We start from the raw sequence: 15,680 nt of genomic DNA, 5'->3' as shown, positions 1-15,680 counted from the left end.
ACTCACTCATTCATAACTAAGTCCTGCTGCCTGTGATATGCTGCGCGCGCATTCTTGTAAGGGGGCAAGCAGAGCCATATACGATGTGGTGTCGGTTGTACGGAGCAGCTTGGGGATACAGATCGCACCAACCACACCGAGCTGCGGATTGCCCACAAGCACCGCTACCTCCTCCACAGCGACATATGTTTCACTCTGCATGTAGCTGAAGCCGAGCAGCGCAGCCTCCTCCAGCCTGCCAACCAGCTTCAGTCGTTCCGGCTGCGACAATGAATTGTACGTGTCGTTACGCCGCAGCAGCTCCTCGCGCTCACGCCGCGGCAGATGAGCCAGCACAATCCGGCCGGATACGGAGCCGAGCAGATCATGGCGCGCGCCAACCTCGACGGAGAAACGATAGTTCTCCGGGCTTTTCTGCTGGTACACTACCATCAGCTCCCCATCGAGCAACATGCTCAAATGGCATGACTCCCGCACCTGCGCAGCCAGCCTCCTCATCGGGCTCTCCGCTGCTTTTATCAATTGCTCGATAGGCGATTGGCGATGCGCCAGCTCGTACAGCTTTAACGACAGTCGGTACATCCCTGATGCATCACGGGCGAGGTAGCCTCGTTCGACCAGATAACCTACCATTCGAAACAGCTCGCTGCTCCCCCGTCCAAGTGCTTGTCCCATCGACGTCAGCGACATCGGCTCCTGTGCCGCCGCAAGCAGCTCCAATATATCCAGCCCTTTCTCCAATGCGGGCACCTTGTAATCTCTGCGTTGCTCCCCCATCATGTTTGCTCCTTGCTATCATTTATATATAAATTATATTTTTCATATATAACAACTGATTATTACTTTGTCAACCGGATATTGCCATCGCGTTATCAATGGGACATCCCGCCAAGCCTTGCACATATCCATTCGCGGCAAAGAAGTCGTGTTGTATCTTTCGGCCTGCAAGCTTATAATCGAAGGCATGGTTCTGGAAAAGAACAGGAGGAATAGAGGGATGAATCTGACTACATTACTGCCGGTGCTGGAGCCGCTGGACTTGCGCAGTTGCCTCATCTCTTACCGAGGCAAGCGCATAATAGAGCATTATCGCAACGAACGAACGGAAACCGAGCTGGCCAAGATCAACTCCTGCACCAAGAGCATTCTGTCTGCACTCATCTGTATTGCGATGGACAAGCAACTGCTGCCAGGGCCGGGTGAGCTTGCAGCCACTTTCTTCCCGCAGTTGGCCCATGCTTCCGATGTACGCAAGCGAGAGATTACGATCGAGCAGCTTCTTACGATGACTGCCGGCTTGAATTGGACAGAATTCGGCGGACAGCAGTCATTTCCACGCATGACGAGAACCGGAAACTGGATTGACTTTGTGCTGGAGCAGCCGCTTGCCGACCTCCCAGGGCAGCGAATGGAGTATAATTCGGGTCTGTCGCAGATGCTTGCGACGATGCTTGTACAGGCCAGCGGCATATCCTGCGCGCAGTTTGCCGATCGCTGGTTGTTCGGCCCGCTGGGAATCACACAATATGAGTGGGAGCAAGACCCGCAGGGGGTTCATACAGGCGGGTTCGGAATGCGGATGCGTCCAGTGGACATGTTGAAATTCGGAGAGCTCTATATGTACAAGGGGAGATGGAACCAGGAGCAACTGATCAGTGCAGAGCTTGTCGCCAGGTCAACAGCACCGGCGATAGATGCCGAGCCTCCGCGCCGCGAACGTTATGGCTGGCACTGGTGGGCAGATCATTATGATGGCAGACAGGATGGCAGCGAAGCAGGAGCGCACGGTCAGCAGCCGTCCTCGTTCCACTATGTCCACGCCTATGGATATGGTGGGCAAAATATCGTCATTGTGCCTGAGCTGGAGCTGGTGATAGTCATCTCCAATGATCGGATGAAGCGGGGCAAAGCCCCCTTCGACGTATTTCGCCAGTTCATCGCTCCTGTGATCGCTACAGAGTATACAAGCGCAACGATGCCGCGGGATTGATAGTCTCCCGCGGCATCAGTCGCATTCCCTGCTCACCTGACTCTAGGCCTAAGCGATAATCTTCGTCTTCTTGGCATTGTCCGACGACCGCTTGATGATCCCGCTGAGCGGTCGCTTGAGCACGAGGGCAATGAACAGGCTCATGGCAATAAAGCCGAGCAGGAACAGAACATCCTTCAGCACGGTACTCCACAAAATCCCGCCAACCGATTCGCGCAGCAAGCTGATCGCATACGTAAACGGCATGAACGGATTGAGCGCCTGGAAGAAGGGCGGTGTCATACTGATCGGGAAGGTTCCTCCTGAGCTGGAAAATTGAAACACCATAAAAATAATGGCAATTCCCTTGCCCGCGTTGCCGAATACAGACAGCAGCATATACATCAAGGTGACAAATACGATGCTGACGAGCATCGCGAAGCATACAAACCACAGTTTATTGGCAACGTAGGTGCCTAATATCAACAGGTTCCCCAGCGTTACACAGAGTGCCTGCAGCACACCAATGGTTAAAAAGGTTCCGAGGCGACCCAGATAGAGCTCATAGCTGCGATAGCTCCCAGTTGGATTTTCCGCCTCAGAGCGCAGCATCGAGATGAGCAGCGTGGCTCCAACCCAAAGGGACAGCACCACGTAAAAGGGCGACATTGCCGAGCCGTAGTTCGGAATCGCATATAGCTGGTTTTCCTTTATCCGTACAGGGCTGGCCAGAAACTCGCTTTCCTTCTCAATATCCCCCCGCAGCAGCTTCGCAAGCTCTGCAAAGCTATGGTCATCCTTCACTTCACGCAGCTTGTCTGCCGCCTTGCGAATAGCCTCCTCGAGCTGCGGCAAGTCATCACGCACAAGCCCAGCAACACGCTTCACATTCTCTGCAAGCCCAGGAAGCTGAGTTTGAACGAAATCCGCCAGCTTCGCCAGCTCGTTCTCCGCCTCAGGCAGATCGTTCTGGACAAAAGCGGCGGCTGCGTCGATCTTTTGACCGATCGCTGGCAGGTCATGGCGAATGAATGGTGCCGCCCTGTTAATCGCATCGACAAATGCGTCTGTCTTGCTCTGTAATGTCGTGGCGATATCATGCACTCGCGCGCGAATATCGGGCAAGTCTCCCTGAATGCGGGTCAATTCCTGCTGTCCGAATGTCAATCCTTCATCTGCTGCCCGCAGCAGCTCGGCAATATCAGGCAGCTTACTCTGTGCCGTCTGGAGAACATCGGTCGATGCCGCTCCTAGCTCCATCAATCGATGTAAGCCCTGGGAGATTGCAGGTACAATATCACTGTCGTAATGCTCCAGCACATAAGCAATATCCCGGCTCACCTGCCCCGTTAACACATTCAGCCGCGCCACCATTTCCTGTGCTGGGACAGTTCCCCCATTGATCGCATCCTTAATGACGGCCAGCAGCTTAATTTGCGTATTCAGTTTGTCGCTAAGACCATTCAACCTCTCGATGATTCCATTTAGCTGTCCATCCGGCACATAATTGTTCATGGTCTGCAGCACCTTCGTCATGCTGCTGATTACGCCTGCTGCCTTGCTGAGCCGATCGGAGAGGGCCTGGATTTCTGCCGCAGTCGGCAATTGGCTAAGATCGGCTCCCTGCAGCCTTGCTGTCAGCAGCTCGGCGGCATCCGCGATTTGCTTCACCAGCAGCAAATTTTGCTGCAGCGTCGGGCTAATCGTCTGCAACGCCTCCTCGCTCCGAACGAGAAACTCGTTCAGTCTGTCCGCGAAGGCGATCGCATCTCCCCCTAACGCCTCAAGCTTAGGCAGTTGCTCCTGAGCCGTTGTCACAATACCCAGGGCGGTATTGGTCTTATCCAGCGCGGTCTCGACGACTCCGCTCACACGGTCAAAATGAGCATCGACCTCCTGGATGCGCTGTGCCGCCTGCTGAATCTGCGGAAGCTTCTCTTGAATAAGGAGCACCTCCCCTGCTGCATCGCTGATCCTTGGCCAATATTGCTGCAGCTTGAGCACATACTGTGCTGCTTTATTGATCTCTGGCAGCTTCTGCTGAAGCTCGATTATTCGATGCGCCTTCTCATTGATTTCGGGCAGCATACGTTCGATGTCCAGTACCTTCTGTCCAGCCGCTTCGATGTCGGGCAGATGAGTTTCCAGATTAAAAATCCCATTCTCTACCTTGCGAATGGTCGGCAGCTCCGCCTCGATTACGACGCCTGCTTCCTTCAGCTTCGTCAGTACAGCCTCGCTGACCGCCTCTGTAAAGCCTTCATTAATTTGCTTTGTGATAGCAGAGACGCCGGAGCCGGTTATTTTCGGCGCGATCGCATTCACCTTTTCATTGACGGTATAGATCACCTCCGGCCGATCGATTTTGCCTTCGATAATGCCGGTAATCTTCGCGCTGAAGTCCGTCGGTATGAGCAGACTGGCATAATAATCCCCTTGCCCCACCCCAGTCCTCGCTTCCTCCTCATCTACAAACGTCCAGCCCAGCTTCTTGTTATTTTGCAGACTGGTCACTAATTCGTTACCGATATTTATCGTCTTGTCCTGAACGAGCGCCCCCTTATCGAGGCTTGTGACTGCAATTCTGATCCCTTGCGTATTGCTGTACGGGTCCCACACCGACTTAATATTAACCCAGGCATACACACCGGGGATGAATATGATCGCGATAATAAGAAAGATACCGGTAGGCACTCGTAAAATATGTAGCCAATCCTTTTTGTAAATGCTCCAAATGTTTTTCATAAATAAACCGCCTTTGCTGTTTCTCAAGTAAGATGGGATTCTTAGGCGACTTCAGATTGCCACCAGACCAGAACTTAGTTTAGCATTAGCTGAGAAAAGAAGAAATATAATGAATAAAAAAACTCCCCATACGATAACAGGAATAGAACCACCTGTTGCCGTATGGGGAGCATTCTGTCCCCCTGTATCTTACCAACCCTTCTACCACGAGGTTATGAAGGACTGCTCTCCTCCAAGCTGAATTGCCATTGGATGCCGAACTTGTCTGTGACACTGCCGTAATATTTGCTCCAGAACGTCTCCTGCGGCTCCATGGTCACCCTGCCGCCTACCTTCAACTGCTCATATGCGGCTTCCAGAGCGCCCTTATCGTTGCTTGTCAACGATAGACTAATATTATCCCCTTGAGCATAAGGCATGCCCGGGAAGGTATCCGAGAACATCAAGGTTCCACCGAACACATCCAGTCTTGCGTGCATCACAAGCATCTTAGCCCCCTCCGGGACGGGATGCTGTTAGTACGGATTCCATGCTTGCTCAAATTCCAGCGTGTAAGCACGCCCTGGCTTTACCCAAGCTCCGGCAATGGGGGGTCCTGATGCAGATCGGTGTCAGCAGCCGTCTTCGCCCAGCGGGTAAAGACCACCTCTAGCCCGGCACGGGTCGGTGCGCAGACGAACGGCCCTGCCTGTCTGCCTGCGTGCTCAGGGAAGCGGACGACTCGAATGGTTCTCCAGTTGCCATGGCCAGCGCGGGCACGAATAATAACCGCATCCTTAAGCTGTGATGCCCTCACCGTGACCTCCAGGCCCGCCCATTCAGGTACAGGGCTGAGCGACCAGTCGGAATACTCATCTGTCGCAACGACAGCCAGGTGAGGAACGCCATCATTCAGCTCGATGCCCGCCTTGATCCATTGGCGCTCCCCTGTCCACAGCATCAGTCCAGCCTGATCATACAGCTCAGTCAGTCCTGCAAGCCGGAAGGACACCTCGATCCCTTCCTCGGCCGACCATGGAGCCAGCAAGGCGTGACCATCGCGATGCTCGAAGCCGTACAATGTCTTCTCCCAGAAATCGCTGCCCTTGCAGGGGGTGACATGCATATCCCCCTGCTCCTCACGTACCGAGACGGGCGCTACCGTCCACTTGCCTGCCGCCCATTCCACTCTCGTACTCCTCGTACTCATCGAATGTCCTCCTCTTATTCCGTTGCGGTCTGCGATTCCCAAGCTGCTATCTCTTCCCGCACCATCGGAGCAACCTTCGTGCCGAGTAGCTCGATTCCATGCATGACCTCCTCATGAGGCATCGTGCCAAGCGGCATATGCAGGAAGAACCGGGTCACGCCGACATGCTTGCGCAGATGAATAATCTTTTTCGCAACTGTCTCTGGGGAACCCACATAAAGTGCTCCCTCAAAGCTGCGCGCCTGATCGTAGGTTGCCCGGCTGTAATGCCCCCAGCCTCGTTCTCGACCGATCGCATTCATTACAGCCTGAGTGCTAGGGAAGAACTTCTCCGCAGCCTCCTCATCGGTATCGGCCAAAAATCCATGCGAATGCGATGCAACAGGAAGCACTTGTGGATCATGGCCTGCCTTGGCTGCCGCTCGCTTGTACAAATCAACGATCGGCGCAAAGTGGAACGGGCTGCCGCCAATAATCGCCAGCACCAATGGCAGTCCCAGCATGCCTGCGCGTACAGCAGACTCCGGCGTCCCGCCGCTCGCAATCCAGACTGGAAGCGGATCTTGTACCGGACGAGGGTAGATGCCCAGATTATTGAAGGCCGGACGATGGCCACCGCGCCAGCTTACCTTCTCGGATTGACGGAGCGCCAGCAGCAGCTCCAGATTCTCATCAAACAGCTCATTGTAATCGTTCAGGTCATAGCCAAACAAGGGGAAGGATTCGATAAACGAGCCGCGGCCTGCCATTATCTCGGCGCGGCCATTCGATAGCCCATCCAACGTGGCAAAATCCTGAAACACCCGCACCGGGTCATCCGAGGAAAGCACGGTCACAGCACTTGACAGTCGAATACGCTTCGTCTGTGTTGCTGCTGCCGCCAGCACAATAGCGGGCGCTGATGCGGCGTAATCCTTACGATGATGCTCGCCTACCCCGTAGACATCCAATCCCACCTGGTCAGCAAGCTTGATCTCCTCGACCACCTCACGCAGCCGTTGAGCATGGCTGATCACTTCACCTGTCTGAACATCTGGCGACGTTTCCACGAAAGTACTAATACCAATCTCCATCTATATTCTTCCTCCTATATGACGCTATACGCGAAAAAGTAAGTTGCTAACACTATGTTAGAGTATACCACACCCACCCCATGATTACTATTGCCGCTTTTACAGTGAGACCTCCATGGTCCCCCTCTGCAATGATCATTACTCCATCACGAGCACAAAGACCGCCCCTGTAGGGCGGCCCTTCGCGCAGCATGTATTAAACACCTGTTTCCTGATCTTCATGAGCCGGATAGGCATCCAGCTTCAGTCGAACCCGCAAAATCTGCCGGTTTTCCACCTCGGCCAGTATCCAGCAATGGCCATCATGACGAAAATCCTTGCTCTTTGTCCCCTGCGTCATGGTCTGTACCTGTATCCATCCGCCGATCGTATCCACTTCAAGGTCGGTGCCGAATTTCAAGCCGAAGCGTGCTTCCAGCTCCTCCAGCAGTACCCGACCATTAATGAGATATTCCTTCTCACCCAGCTCGACAATATCTGGCTGCTCGTCCTCGTCGAACTCGTCACGAATATCGCCTACGATCTCCTCGAGGATGTCCTCCATCGTAATGATGCCAGCCGTACCGCCGTACTCGTCGATAACAAGCGCCATATGAACCCGCTCCCGCTGCATCTTCAGCAGCACATCCTTGAGCGGTGTTGCTTCATGAATAATATGAATGGCGTGTAAATGATCCTTGATTGATGGCTCGCGCCCCATCGCCAGATGGGTCACCATCTCCTTGGCGTTCAAGGAGCCGATAATATCATCCTTGCTCCCGTCGCGCGTCACCGGATAACGGGTATAGCGATATTCATCGATAAGCTGCAGGATGTGTTGCCTATCCATCGATTGGTCAATTGTAATCATCTGCGTGCGCGGCACCATAATGTCCTTGGCGATCCGCTCATCGAAGGCGAAGATGTTCTGCACATAAGACAGCTCTGTCTGATTGATCTCCCCGCTCTGATAGCTCTGCGTCATGATGATCTTCAACTCTTCCTCCGAGTGAGCCTGTTCATGTCCAGCAGGCTTGACACCGAACATTCTCAGGAACAGCCGGGCAGCACCGTTCAAGATATAGATGAACGGGAACAGCAGCTTGCCAAAGCCGACCAACGGGCGGGCGAGCAGCAAGGTCATGCGCTCGGAGTATTGAATAGCGAGCGTCTTGGGAGCCAGCTCTCCAAGCACGACGTGCAGGAAGGTCATGATCGACAATGCGAGCGCGTAGGAGATAAAGGTGCTCCAGGCTGCCGGAATCGAAAGCTCATTGAACAGCGGATGCAATATCTTCTCCACCGTCGGCTCGCCGAGCGTTCCCAATCCGAGTGCCGTTACGGTAATACCAAGCTGACAGGCTGACAGATAGTAATCCAGGTCAGATACCAGCTTCTTCGCGGCTACCGCCTGCTTATTGCCTTCAGCAATCAACTGATCCAGCCTCGATACCCGTACCTTGACCGCCGCAAACTCCGCTCCGACAAAAAACGCAGTCATTACAATCAACAATGCTACTAAAAACAGATTAATTGCGATGGATAAGTCCAATTCGTTCCCTCAATCGAGGGATTCACCTCCGTGATTTCATAAAATGTGTATAGCTTATCTTAGCATCTTTTTACTACGATGACAGCCGTTCCATGGTTTCAATTTTTTATTTATTCTTTATTGCTAGTCCTCCTATATTGTCATGTTGCGGCTTATGATGGGCGCATAAGGACAGGGAGAGGTTGGAATGCTATAGTTTCTAGACAACTCATAATGATCGGGTGAAGCTAATTATGACACAGCAATCCACTGGACATCTCAGCTATATTCAGCTTGTAATGATCGTGATGCTCGTCAACGGGCTTATGAGCCATGTCATTATCAATCCCATGCTGCTGGAGGCCTCGCAACGTGACGCCTGGCTGGCAGTAATCGCAGCAACGATGCTCATTCTGCCCTGGTGCGCCCTGATCGCCTGGTGCATGAGACGGTCAGGGCAGCAGAAGCTGCAGCCTTGGCTGGCCACGCGGGTCGGATCGTTTCTCTCCTGGCTGATCGTTCTGCCATTTAGCCTCCAGCTCTACCTGATGGGCGGCACCACAGTGCTGCATACCTCAGGCTGGACGCTCACCAACTACTTACCTGATACGCCGGTATTTATACTGGCTCTCAGCCTGTGTATAGTCTGTTTCTATTACGCCTGCACCGGCTTGAGAACGATAGCCATTAGCGCTGGGCTCATGCTTCCCGTCGTGGTCGCGCTCGGTTTTTTTGTCTCGTTCGCCAATAATGACTTGAAAGACATGGAGCTGCTGCGGCCCGTGCTGGAGAATGGCTGGCGGCCAGTCTGGCACGGCACGCTGTACGCAGTTGGGGGCTTCTCAGAGTTGATCCTCCTCTTTGCGCTGCAGCATCGGATCAGACAGCCTATACGCGGTTGGCAACTGGTTCTTCTCGGTGCTCTGCTCGCCTCTATAACACTCGGGCCAGTGATTGGGGCTATTACTGAATTCGGCCCGGTCGAGGCCGCCAAGCAGATGGAGTCGCCCTATGAACAGTGGCGTCTCGTCAGACTGGGCTATGATTTGGAGCATGTCGATTTTCTGTCTGTCTTCCAGTGGCTTGCCGGTGCGGTTATACGTATCAGCCTATCAATATTCCTGCTAGCCGAGCTGATGCCCTGGGCAGCGAGCGGCCTTCGCCGCGGACTGCTGGTCGGCGCGATTACACTGAGCTATACACTATTGTCACTTATTCCGCTAGACGCCTATACGTTTTACCTGTATATGTATCGTTACTATGTTCCTTACTCCCTGGTAGCAGCGCTGGCGATGACAGCGTGGTATGTGCTGCTCTGCTTGCTCCCAGACAAATCGGAGGTGAAGGCTTCATGATGGCTCATGGGAGTAGTTCGCAAGTAGAGAGATGCAACGATCGACTGGAAAGATTGTTCCAGCATTGTGCCGATGTCGCTCATCACAGTTATTTCCTGACGGAGCAAGACTCCTCACACATTATCGTTACCTATAGCGAGGGATTATGCGATACAGCCGAATTCAACCGCGTCATTTTGCCAGAGCTAGAGAAGCTGGAGAAGACGATTGGGCTGAGCAAGCTACAGTCCGAGGGAGTATACGGCTGGCTGCCGCTGAATCCCATACCGGAGGATGCGACGGATGCCCAACTGTCGGAATGGCTGTTTCAGGGCGACCTGCTGCTGCGTATCTGCTGTACTGGTAGCTTGTTCCGCATCGGCCTGTCCAACCGGCCTGGTCGCAATCCGGAGGAATCCAGCACGGAAATTTCGATTAAGGGACCCAAAGACGGCTTTATTGAGGAGCTGATGGTGAACATTGCCCTGATTCGCAAAAGGCTGCGCAGTGAGTCGCTTGCGGTGGAGATGATGACGCTGGGGCGAAGAACCCGCACCAAGACAGCGATCCTGTACATAGAGGACATTATCTCTCCTCCTATAGTGGAAGAGCTTCGCTCCCGTCTGCAACGAATCGATGTGGATGGTTTGTATAGCATCAATCAATTGGAAGAATGGCTTGTAGATCAGAAATACTCCCTCTTCCCGCTGCTCGATTTTACCGGGAGACCGGACAAGGTGGTCGCCAGTCTGTTAGCTGGACGATTCATTGTTATATTGGATGGAAACCCCATGGTATTGATCGGCCCTGGCAATCTGTCTCTGCTTATGAAGTCGCCCGAGGATCTGTATTTCAACTTTCAATACATCTCCTTTGCCCGGATGATTCGTTTATTTAGCCTTATCATTTCGATGCTGCTTCCTGGAGCCTGGACAGCTCTCTCGTCCTTTCACCCCGATCAACTGCCGTATCGCCTGATGGCGACCGTGGCATCTGGACGGATCGGCCTGCCATTTACTGGACAGATCGAGCTGCTTATATTGCTGGTGCTGCTGGAAATTTTTCGCGAGGCTGGCCTGCGGCTTCCTAGCTCCATCGGCCAGACGTTGACCGTCGTCGGCGGGTTGATCATCGGGGATGCCTCGATTCGTGCCGGACTGGTGTCCCCGAGCGTAGTCGTTGTTGGCGCCATCACAGCCGTTACGAGTGTAACGCTCGTGAATCAATCTCTCAGCGGCAGTGTCAGTGTGATCCGCTTTTTTCTGTTTTTCATCTCGGCTTTCCTGGGCATGTTCGGTCTGTTGCTAGGTATTCTACTACTGATTGGGTATTTAAGCACGCTGCGCTCCTTTGGCGTTCCCTATCTGGCTCCGCTTTCCCCATTCGCCCCGGCGGACATCCTCAAGTCAATTGTACGGGTGCCGTGGCGCTGGATGACGAAGCGGCCCGTAACGCTGCATAACCACGATAATGACCATAAGCGCGAGGGGGGAGGAACATGAGAAGAGTTAAGCTCAAGCTGCTACGGGTGTGCCTGCTGTTGCTGCTGCTTGGGGGCTGCTCCAACAACACCAAATCTATCCAGAACCTCGCCTATGTCACCGCCATCGGACTGGACTATGTCGATGGCCAATACATCGCCTATGTGCAAGTTCTGAATTTCATCGATGTAGCGAAGACCGAGCAAATCGATATTGGCAAGAATGTGCCCGTATGGATTGGCAAGGGGGTTGGACGTACCGTCAACGACTCCATCACCTCCATCTATCCCACCTCGCAACTGCGGCTGTTCTGGGGTCATGTTAAATCCATCGTATGCAGCGAACGTCTGCTGAAGAACGGGACCATACTTCACGAAGCCTACGAGGCGATCAATCGTTACCGTGAGGTGCGGTACAATGTTATTGTCTACGGTACGAAGCAGCCGATTCCGCAGATCTTCTCGCAAAAGGCGCTATTGAACATGTCGGCATTGGACTCTCTGCTGGATCGGCCGGAGGAGAGCTACAATCAGCTATCTCGCCTCAAGCCGCAATACGGCTTCAAATTGATTGCCGAGCTGAACGAGCCCGCTCGTACTGCAATGTTGCCCTCTATCACGATCCAACAGGGTACTTGGATGGAGGATACATCGCCCAAGTCCATGTTTCTGGTGGAGGGCGCCTCCATGTTCGCCGGGCAGCAATGGAAGGGCTGGTACTCCGCCGAGCAATTGAAAGGTGCCCGTTGGCTGCAGCACAGCACCAAGCGCGTGATCATCAACGTACCGGATCATGGCAAGCCTCATGCAACGCTAGTGCTTACAAAGCCCTCACACAAGATCAAGCCGGTGCTGGACAATGGCGAGGTGAAGTTTGATATTGAGGTGCAAGCTCATGGTTTTGTCGACCAATTAATTACTAACCTCACACGCCGCGAGCTGGAGGCCGAAGCCGAGGCGGTGGTTGAGCAGCAGATCCGCTTCACTTTCCAGCAAGGACTGCCGCATCAGACGGATACACTCAACCTGCTCTACTCGTTATACAAAAAACATCCACAGCAATGGGAGCATCTCCAAGAAAGCGGCAAGCTGGCAATGAATGACCAGATGATCCGCGAGGTGAAGGTTAAGGTCAAGTTAATTCATAGCGGCAAATATAAAGGGAGAACCCGATGAGTATGATCTCACTCCACGGGTTCTCCTTTTGTATCCATGTAGTCAAGCTTACTCAATATCAAAATCGAAATAAGTGCGCGGGAACGGCTCATTGTTTAACGTATAATGCCACCATTCCTTACTGTATGCACGAAACCCGGCACGCTCCATCGCCTGCTTCAAGAGATGGCGATGCTCTGTCTGCTCCTTGCTGATCCGCTTGGTTCCATGATGAGAGATTTCACCGAGGTAATCATACGGACTCCCCATATCGATCTCCTCGCTCGTCTCTCTGTCTACCAGTGTCAGATCAATGGTACTTCCCCGGGAATGCGCCGAACGGCTAGACAGATAGCCTTGCTTGAATAACTCGGGCTTGTCCAGATCCGGGTAATAGTGCTCCTTCATCTTCAAATCTGCTTCATCCTTCGACCAGGCTATGAAATGCTTGACCGCCTTGGCTGGACGATAGGCATCATACACCTTGAGCCCATACCCTTGCTTGGCAAGCTGCTTGCTAGCCCGTCCTAACGCCTGAGCAGCTTCTTGTGTCATCACTGCAAACGGCGCGTTATAGCCATCGATGCGCGTGCCGACAAAGTTATTGCTGCCGTAATAGCGCAGCTCATACTGTACCGTGGGCGCCGCTTCATCGAGATAGACAAAGCCATTAGCCAACTGCCGCTTCTTCTCTATGGTCGGGCCGACGCGGATCGCAACGACTGCGCCCGATTGAAGACCTGCTGCCCCCGCCTTGCGAACCAGCTCGCCCGCACGCAGCAGAGCTGCTCGCTCCACCCCCACCGACTCAGCAGCGCTCGTCCCCACGGACAGCGGCATCCCGCCTATCAGCAGAAGGATCACACCTCCTGCCGCAGCCGCAGCCCTTAGCTTCATCGTATCGCTCCCCTTCACAACCTGTCTCTTCCAGCTCTATGCCTCTATGTATTGTACCGGATGTCAAGGAAGGAGGGCAAGAATCGGCAGGTGCAAACGATCCGAGCTACATACGCTGCAGCCGCAGGGCATTACCGACAACTGTTAGCGAGCTGAGCGCCATCGCTGTGCAGGCCATCCACGGCTCCAGCCAACCGAGCGCTGCGAATGGAATAGCAAGTCCGTTATATACCAGCGCAAAGGTCAGATTCTGATGGATATTAGCCATCGTTCTGCGGCTCATGCGGATCGCCTCTGCAACAGCGCGCAGATTGCCCCCCAGCAGGCAAATATCTGCTGCTTCCTTGGACAGATCGGTTCCGCTGGCTAACGCCATCCCGACATCCGATGCGGCTAGCGCAGGCGCATCATTCATGCCGTCGCCAACCATCAGCACCCGCTCGCCTTGACGCTGAAGCTCCCGCACGATCTCCAGCTTCCCGCCTGGCAGCGCCTCCGCATAAGAGTGGGCAACCCCTGCTTCCTCCGCAATCCGCTTCGCCGTTCGGGCATGATCGCCAGTTATGAGCGCAGTCGTAAGTCCCAGCTTGGCTATCTCTGCTATGCCCTCCTTGGCCGAGAGACGGAGCACATCCCGCACCGCCAGTACGGCAGACAATTGACCATCTAAGACCATGTACAATACCGTGTGACCTTCTGCCTCCAGACGCTGCGCAACATGCGGCTTCACGATGTCCGCCTTCCTGCGCTCATGGCCGTCATGCTCGCGCATCATTCTCCAGGAGCCAATGCTAATGCGAGTATCGCCGACGATCGCCTGGATGCCGTATCCAGGCACAGCCTTAAAGCCGCGGACAGGCCGTTTGCTCCCCCCATGGGCAGCGGCTGCCTGCACGATAGCCCTTGCGAGCGGATGCTCGGAATGGCGCTCGGCAGCCGCTGCCAGCTCTAGCAGCTCTAGCAGTTCTCGCTCGTCCCTTCCTGCATTCAGACTGTACAAGCCTGTCAATACAGGGCGCCCCTCTGTCAGTGTCCCCGTCTTATCCAGCAGCACGGTCGTCACGCGATGCAGCGCTTCGATCATTCGCCCCTCCTTATACAGAATACCCTTCTGAGCCGCGCGACCCGAGCCGACCAGCACGGAGATCGGCGTAGCCAGTCCGATCGCGCACGGGCAGGCCACAACCAGCACACTGATCATCCGCTCCATCGCCACGGCCGTATTGCCCGGCTCGATGAGCATGATCCAGAACAGGAACGTGACCGCAGCGAGCGCGCAGAGCAGCGGCACGAACATCTCAGCCAGTTCATCTGCTCGGCGTTGAATAGGCGGCTTGGAGCCCTGCGCCGTCTCCAGCAGTCCGATGAGCTGTGCAACAGAAGACTCGCTGCCCGCTCTGGCTGCCTCGATCCGTAGCCGCCCCTCCTGATTGATCGTCCCGGCGATGACCGGGTCTCCAGGGCTCTTCGCAACAGGAACCGCCTCCCCCGTCATCATCGCTTCATCGACACTGGATACTCCCTCCAGCACGATGCCATCTACCGGGATACTTCCTCCTGGACGCACCTCCAGCCGATCTCCCGGCAGCAGCTCGCAGTGCGCAACGGACAGCCTTCGCCCGCCCCGCTCCGCCTCCACCTTGTGCTGCTGCAACTGATGCAGCCTGGAGATGGCACTCATAGACCGCTGCCGGACTGAGGATTCCAGCAGTCTGCCAAGCAGCACAATTGTAATAATGATGCTGCTCGTCTCCAGATACAATTGTGGCTCCGAAGCCGGATCGATAAGCTGCCGGATCATCTGGTATAGGCTGTAGAAATAAGCGCTGGAGGTTCCAAGAACGATCAGCACATCCATATTGGCGCCGCCATGGCGCAGCGCTCTCCATGCAGCCGCATAGAAGGGCCAGCCAATTATGAATTGCACGGGTGTTGCCAGTGCAAGCTGTACCCACGGTTCCATGAACAGCGGGGGCAGGGAAAGCGGGAAGCCAGGCACGGCATGATGAAGCATAAGCAGCATTAAGGGAAACGTCAGCAGCAGCGACAGCCAGAACCTCGTCAAGGATGCTGTGCGAGACGGGGCGGACGAGTCGGCAAGAGGCGGGCGCACAGGCTGGACGCCGAACCCTAGCTGACGCACCCTCTGCTCGAGCTGGCCGTAGTGAAGCTCGCCTTGGCTTCCCCCTACTGCCGCCAGTCCGGTAGCCAGATTGACATGTACCTCCTCCACGCCTTCTTCTCGCCGCAGCACCTTCTCGATTCGGGTCGCGCATGCCCCGCAGGTCATGCCCGTAACTGTGAATGTATGCCACTCGCGCTGCATTT

The 15,680-nt window shown here is 54.6% G+C and carries 12 protein-coding genes; 4 read left to right on the top strand and 8 right to left on the bottom strand.

Annotated elements, in window-relative coordinates:
• Window positions 1-6: 6 nt before the first annotated feature.
• Window positions 7-777: an IclR family transcriptional regulator gene (locus ACY1JZ_RS03115; RefSeq protein WP_462628031.1), complete on the bottom strand. Its 771-nt coding sequence runs from the start codon at window positions 775-777 to the stop codon at window positions 7-9.
• A gap of 220 nt (window positions 778-997) precedes the next feature.
• Between ACY1JZ_RS03115 and ACY1JZ_RS03110 the strand changes: the two genes are divergently transcribed.
• A complete protein-coding gene (locus ACY1JZ_RS03110; RefSeq protein ID WP_462628030.1) occupies window positions 998-1,990 on the top strand; it encodes a serine hydrolase domain-containing protein in 993 nt (330 codons plus the stop codon).
• 48 nt (window positions 1,991-2,038) lie between these two features.
• Here ACY1JZ_RS03110 and ACY1JZ_RS03105 read toward each other — a convergent pair whose 3' ends face one another.
• The 5 genes from ACY1JZ_RS03105 to ACY1JZ_RS03085 form a co-directional block, all read right to left on the bottom strand.
• Window positions 2,039-4,714: a YhgE/Pip domain-containing protein gene (locus ACY1JZ_RS03105; RefSeq protein ID WP_462628029.1), complete on the bottom strand. Its 2,676-nt coding sequence runs from the start codon at window positions 4,712-4,714 to the stop codon at window positions 2,039-2,041.
• Window positions 4,715-4,926: 212 nt separating this feature from the next.
• Window positions 4,927-5,202: a VOC family protein gene (locus ACY1JZ_RS03100; protein WP_462628028.1), complete on the bottom strand. Its 276-nt coding sequence runs from the start codon at window positions 5,200-5,202 to the stop codon at window positions 4,927-4,929.
• Window positions 5,203-5,282: 80 nt separating this feature from the next.
• Window positions 5,283-5,903, bottom strand: coding sequence for a DUF1349 domain-containing protein (locus ACY1JZ_RS03095; protein ID WP_462628027.1), 621 nt, complete (start codon window positions 5,901-5,903; stop codon window positions 5,283-5,285).
• 14 nt (window positions 5,904-5,917) lie between these two features.
• Window positions 5,918-6,976, bottom strand: a complete 1,059-nt coding sequence (locus tag ACY1JZ_RS03090) for an LLM class flavin-dependent oxidoreductase (RefSeq protein ID WP_462628026.1) — start codon at window positions 6,974-6,976, stop codon at window positions 5,918-5,920.
• 196 nt (window positions 6,977-7,172) lie between these two features.
• Window positions 7,173-8,507, bottom strand: a complete 1,335-nt coding sequence (locus ACY1JZ_RS03085; RefSeq protein WP_270171201.1) for a hemolysin family protein — start codon at window positions 8,505-8,507, stop codon at window positions 7,173-7,175.
• Between the two features lie 233 nt (window positions 8,508-8,740).
• On the opposite strand from ACY1JZ_RS03085, the gene ACY1JZ_RS03080 reads away from it, so the two are divergent.
• Genes ACY1JZ_RS03080 through ACY1JZ_RS03070 form a run of 3 tightly spaced genes read left to right on the top strand, consistent with a single transcriptional unit; the run spans window position 8,741 to window position 12,476 of the window.
• Window positions 8,741-9,841: an endospore germination permease gene (locus ACY1JZ_RS03080; protein WP_462628025.1), complete on the top strand. Its 1,101-nt coding sequence runs from the start codon at window positions 8,741-8,743 to the stop codon at window positions 9,839-9,841.
• On the top strand, window positions 9,838-11,322 hold the full coding sequence (locus tag ACY1JZ_RS03075; protein WP_462628024.1) for a spore germination protein: 1,485 nt from the start codon (window positions 9,838-9,840) through the stop codon (window positions 11,320-11,322). Before ACY1JZ_RS03080 ends, ACY1JZ_RS03075 begins: the two co-directional genes overlap by 4 nt.
• Window positions 11,319-12,476, top strand: coding sequence for a Ger(x)C family spore germination protein (locus tag ACY1JZ_RS03070; RefSeq protein WP_462628023.1), 1,158 nt, complete (start codon window positions 11,319-11,321; stop codon window positions 12,474-12,476). The genes ACY1JZ_RS03075 and ACY1JZ_RS03070 overlap by 4 nt, the downstream gene beginning before the upstream one ends.
• 48 nt (window positions 12,477-12,524) lie before the next feature.
• Here the strand turns inward: ACY1JZ_RS03070 and ACY1JZ_RS03065 are convergent, their stop codons facing one another.
• Together ACY1JZ_RS03065 and ACY1JZ_RS03060 are read right to left on the bottom strand one after the other, a co-directional pair.
• Window positions 12,525-13,352, bottom strand: coding sequence for a M15 family metallopeptidase (locus ACY1JZ_RS03065; protein WP_462628022.1), 828 nt, complete (start codon window positions 13,350-13,352; stop codon window positions 12,525-12,527).
• Between the two features lie 106 nt (window positions 13,353-13,458).
• On the bottom strand, window positions 13,459-15,678 hold the full coding sequence (locus ACY1JZ_RS03060; RefSeq protein WP_462628362.1) for a heavy metal translocating P-type ATPase: 2,220 nt from the start codon (window positions 15,676-15,678) through the stop codon (window positions 13,459-13,461).
• Window positions 15,679-15,680: the final 2 nt, after the last annotated feature.

The sequence above is a fragment of the Paenibacillus sp. J5 genome (assembly GCF_054955055.1).
This window is presented reverse-complemented; position numbering and strand designations above follow the sequence as displayed.

Excerpts from the sequence above, each read along its gene's own strand:
- ACY1JZ_RS03115 (WP_462628031.1), bottom strand. The coding sequence starts at position 777 with ATGGGGGAGCAACGCAGAGATTACAAGGTGCCCGCATTGGAGAAAGGG.
- ACY1JZ_RS03110 (WP_462628030.1), top strand. The coding sequence starts at position 998 with ATGAATCTGACTACATTACTGCCGGTGCTGGAGCCGCTGGACTTGCGC.
- ACY1JZ_RS03105 (WP_462628029.1), bottom strand. The coding sequence starts at position 4,714 with ATGAAAAACATTTGGAGCATTTACAAAAAGGATTGGCTACATATTTTA.
- ACY1JZ_RS03100 (WP_462628028.1), bottom strand. The coding sequence starts at position 5,202 with ATGCTTGTGATGCACGCAAGACTGGATGTGTTCGGTGGAACCTTGATG.
- ACY1JZ_RS03095 (WP_462628027.1), bottom strand. The coding sequence starts at position 5,903 with ATGAGTACGAGGAGTACGAGAGTGGAATGGGCGGCAGGCAAGTGGACG.
- ACY1JZ_RS03090 (WP_462628026.1), bottom strand. The coding sequence starts at position 6,976 with ATGGAGATTGGTATTAGTACTTTCGTGGAAACGTCGCCAGATGTTCAG.
- ACY1JZ_RS03080 (WP_462628025.1), top strand. The coding sequence starts at position 8,741 with ATGACACAGCAATCCACTGGACATCTCAGCTATATTCAGCTTGTAATG.
- ACY1JZ_RS03075 (WP_462628024.1), top strand. The coding sequence starts at position 9,838 with ATGATGGCTCATGGGAGTAGTTCGCAAGTAGAGAGATGCAACGATCGA.
- ACY1JZ_RS03070 (WP_462628023.1), top strand. The coding sequence starts at position 11,319 with ATGAGAAGAGTTAAGCTCAAGCTGCTACGGGTGTGCCTGCTGTTGCTG.
- ACY1JZ_RS03065 (WP_462628022.1), bottom strand. The coding sequence starts at position 13,352 with ATGAAGCTAAGGGCTGCGGCTGCGGCAGGAGGTGTGATCCTTCTGCTG.
- ACY1JZ_RS03060 (WP_462628362.1), bottom strand. The coding sequence starts at position 15,678 with ATGCAGCGCGAGTGGCATACATTCACAGTTACGGGCATGACCTGCGGG.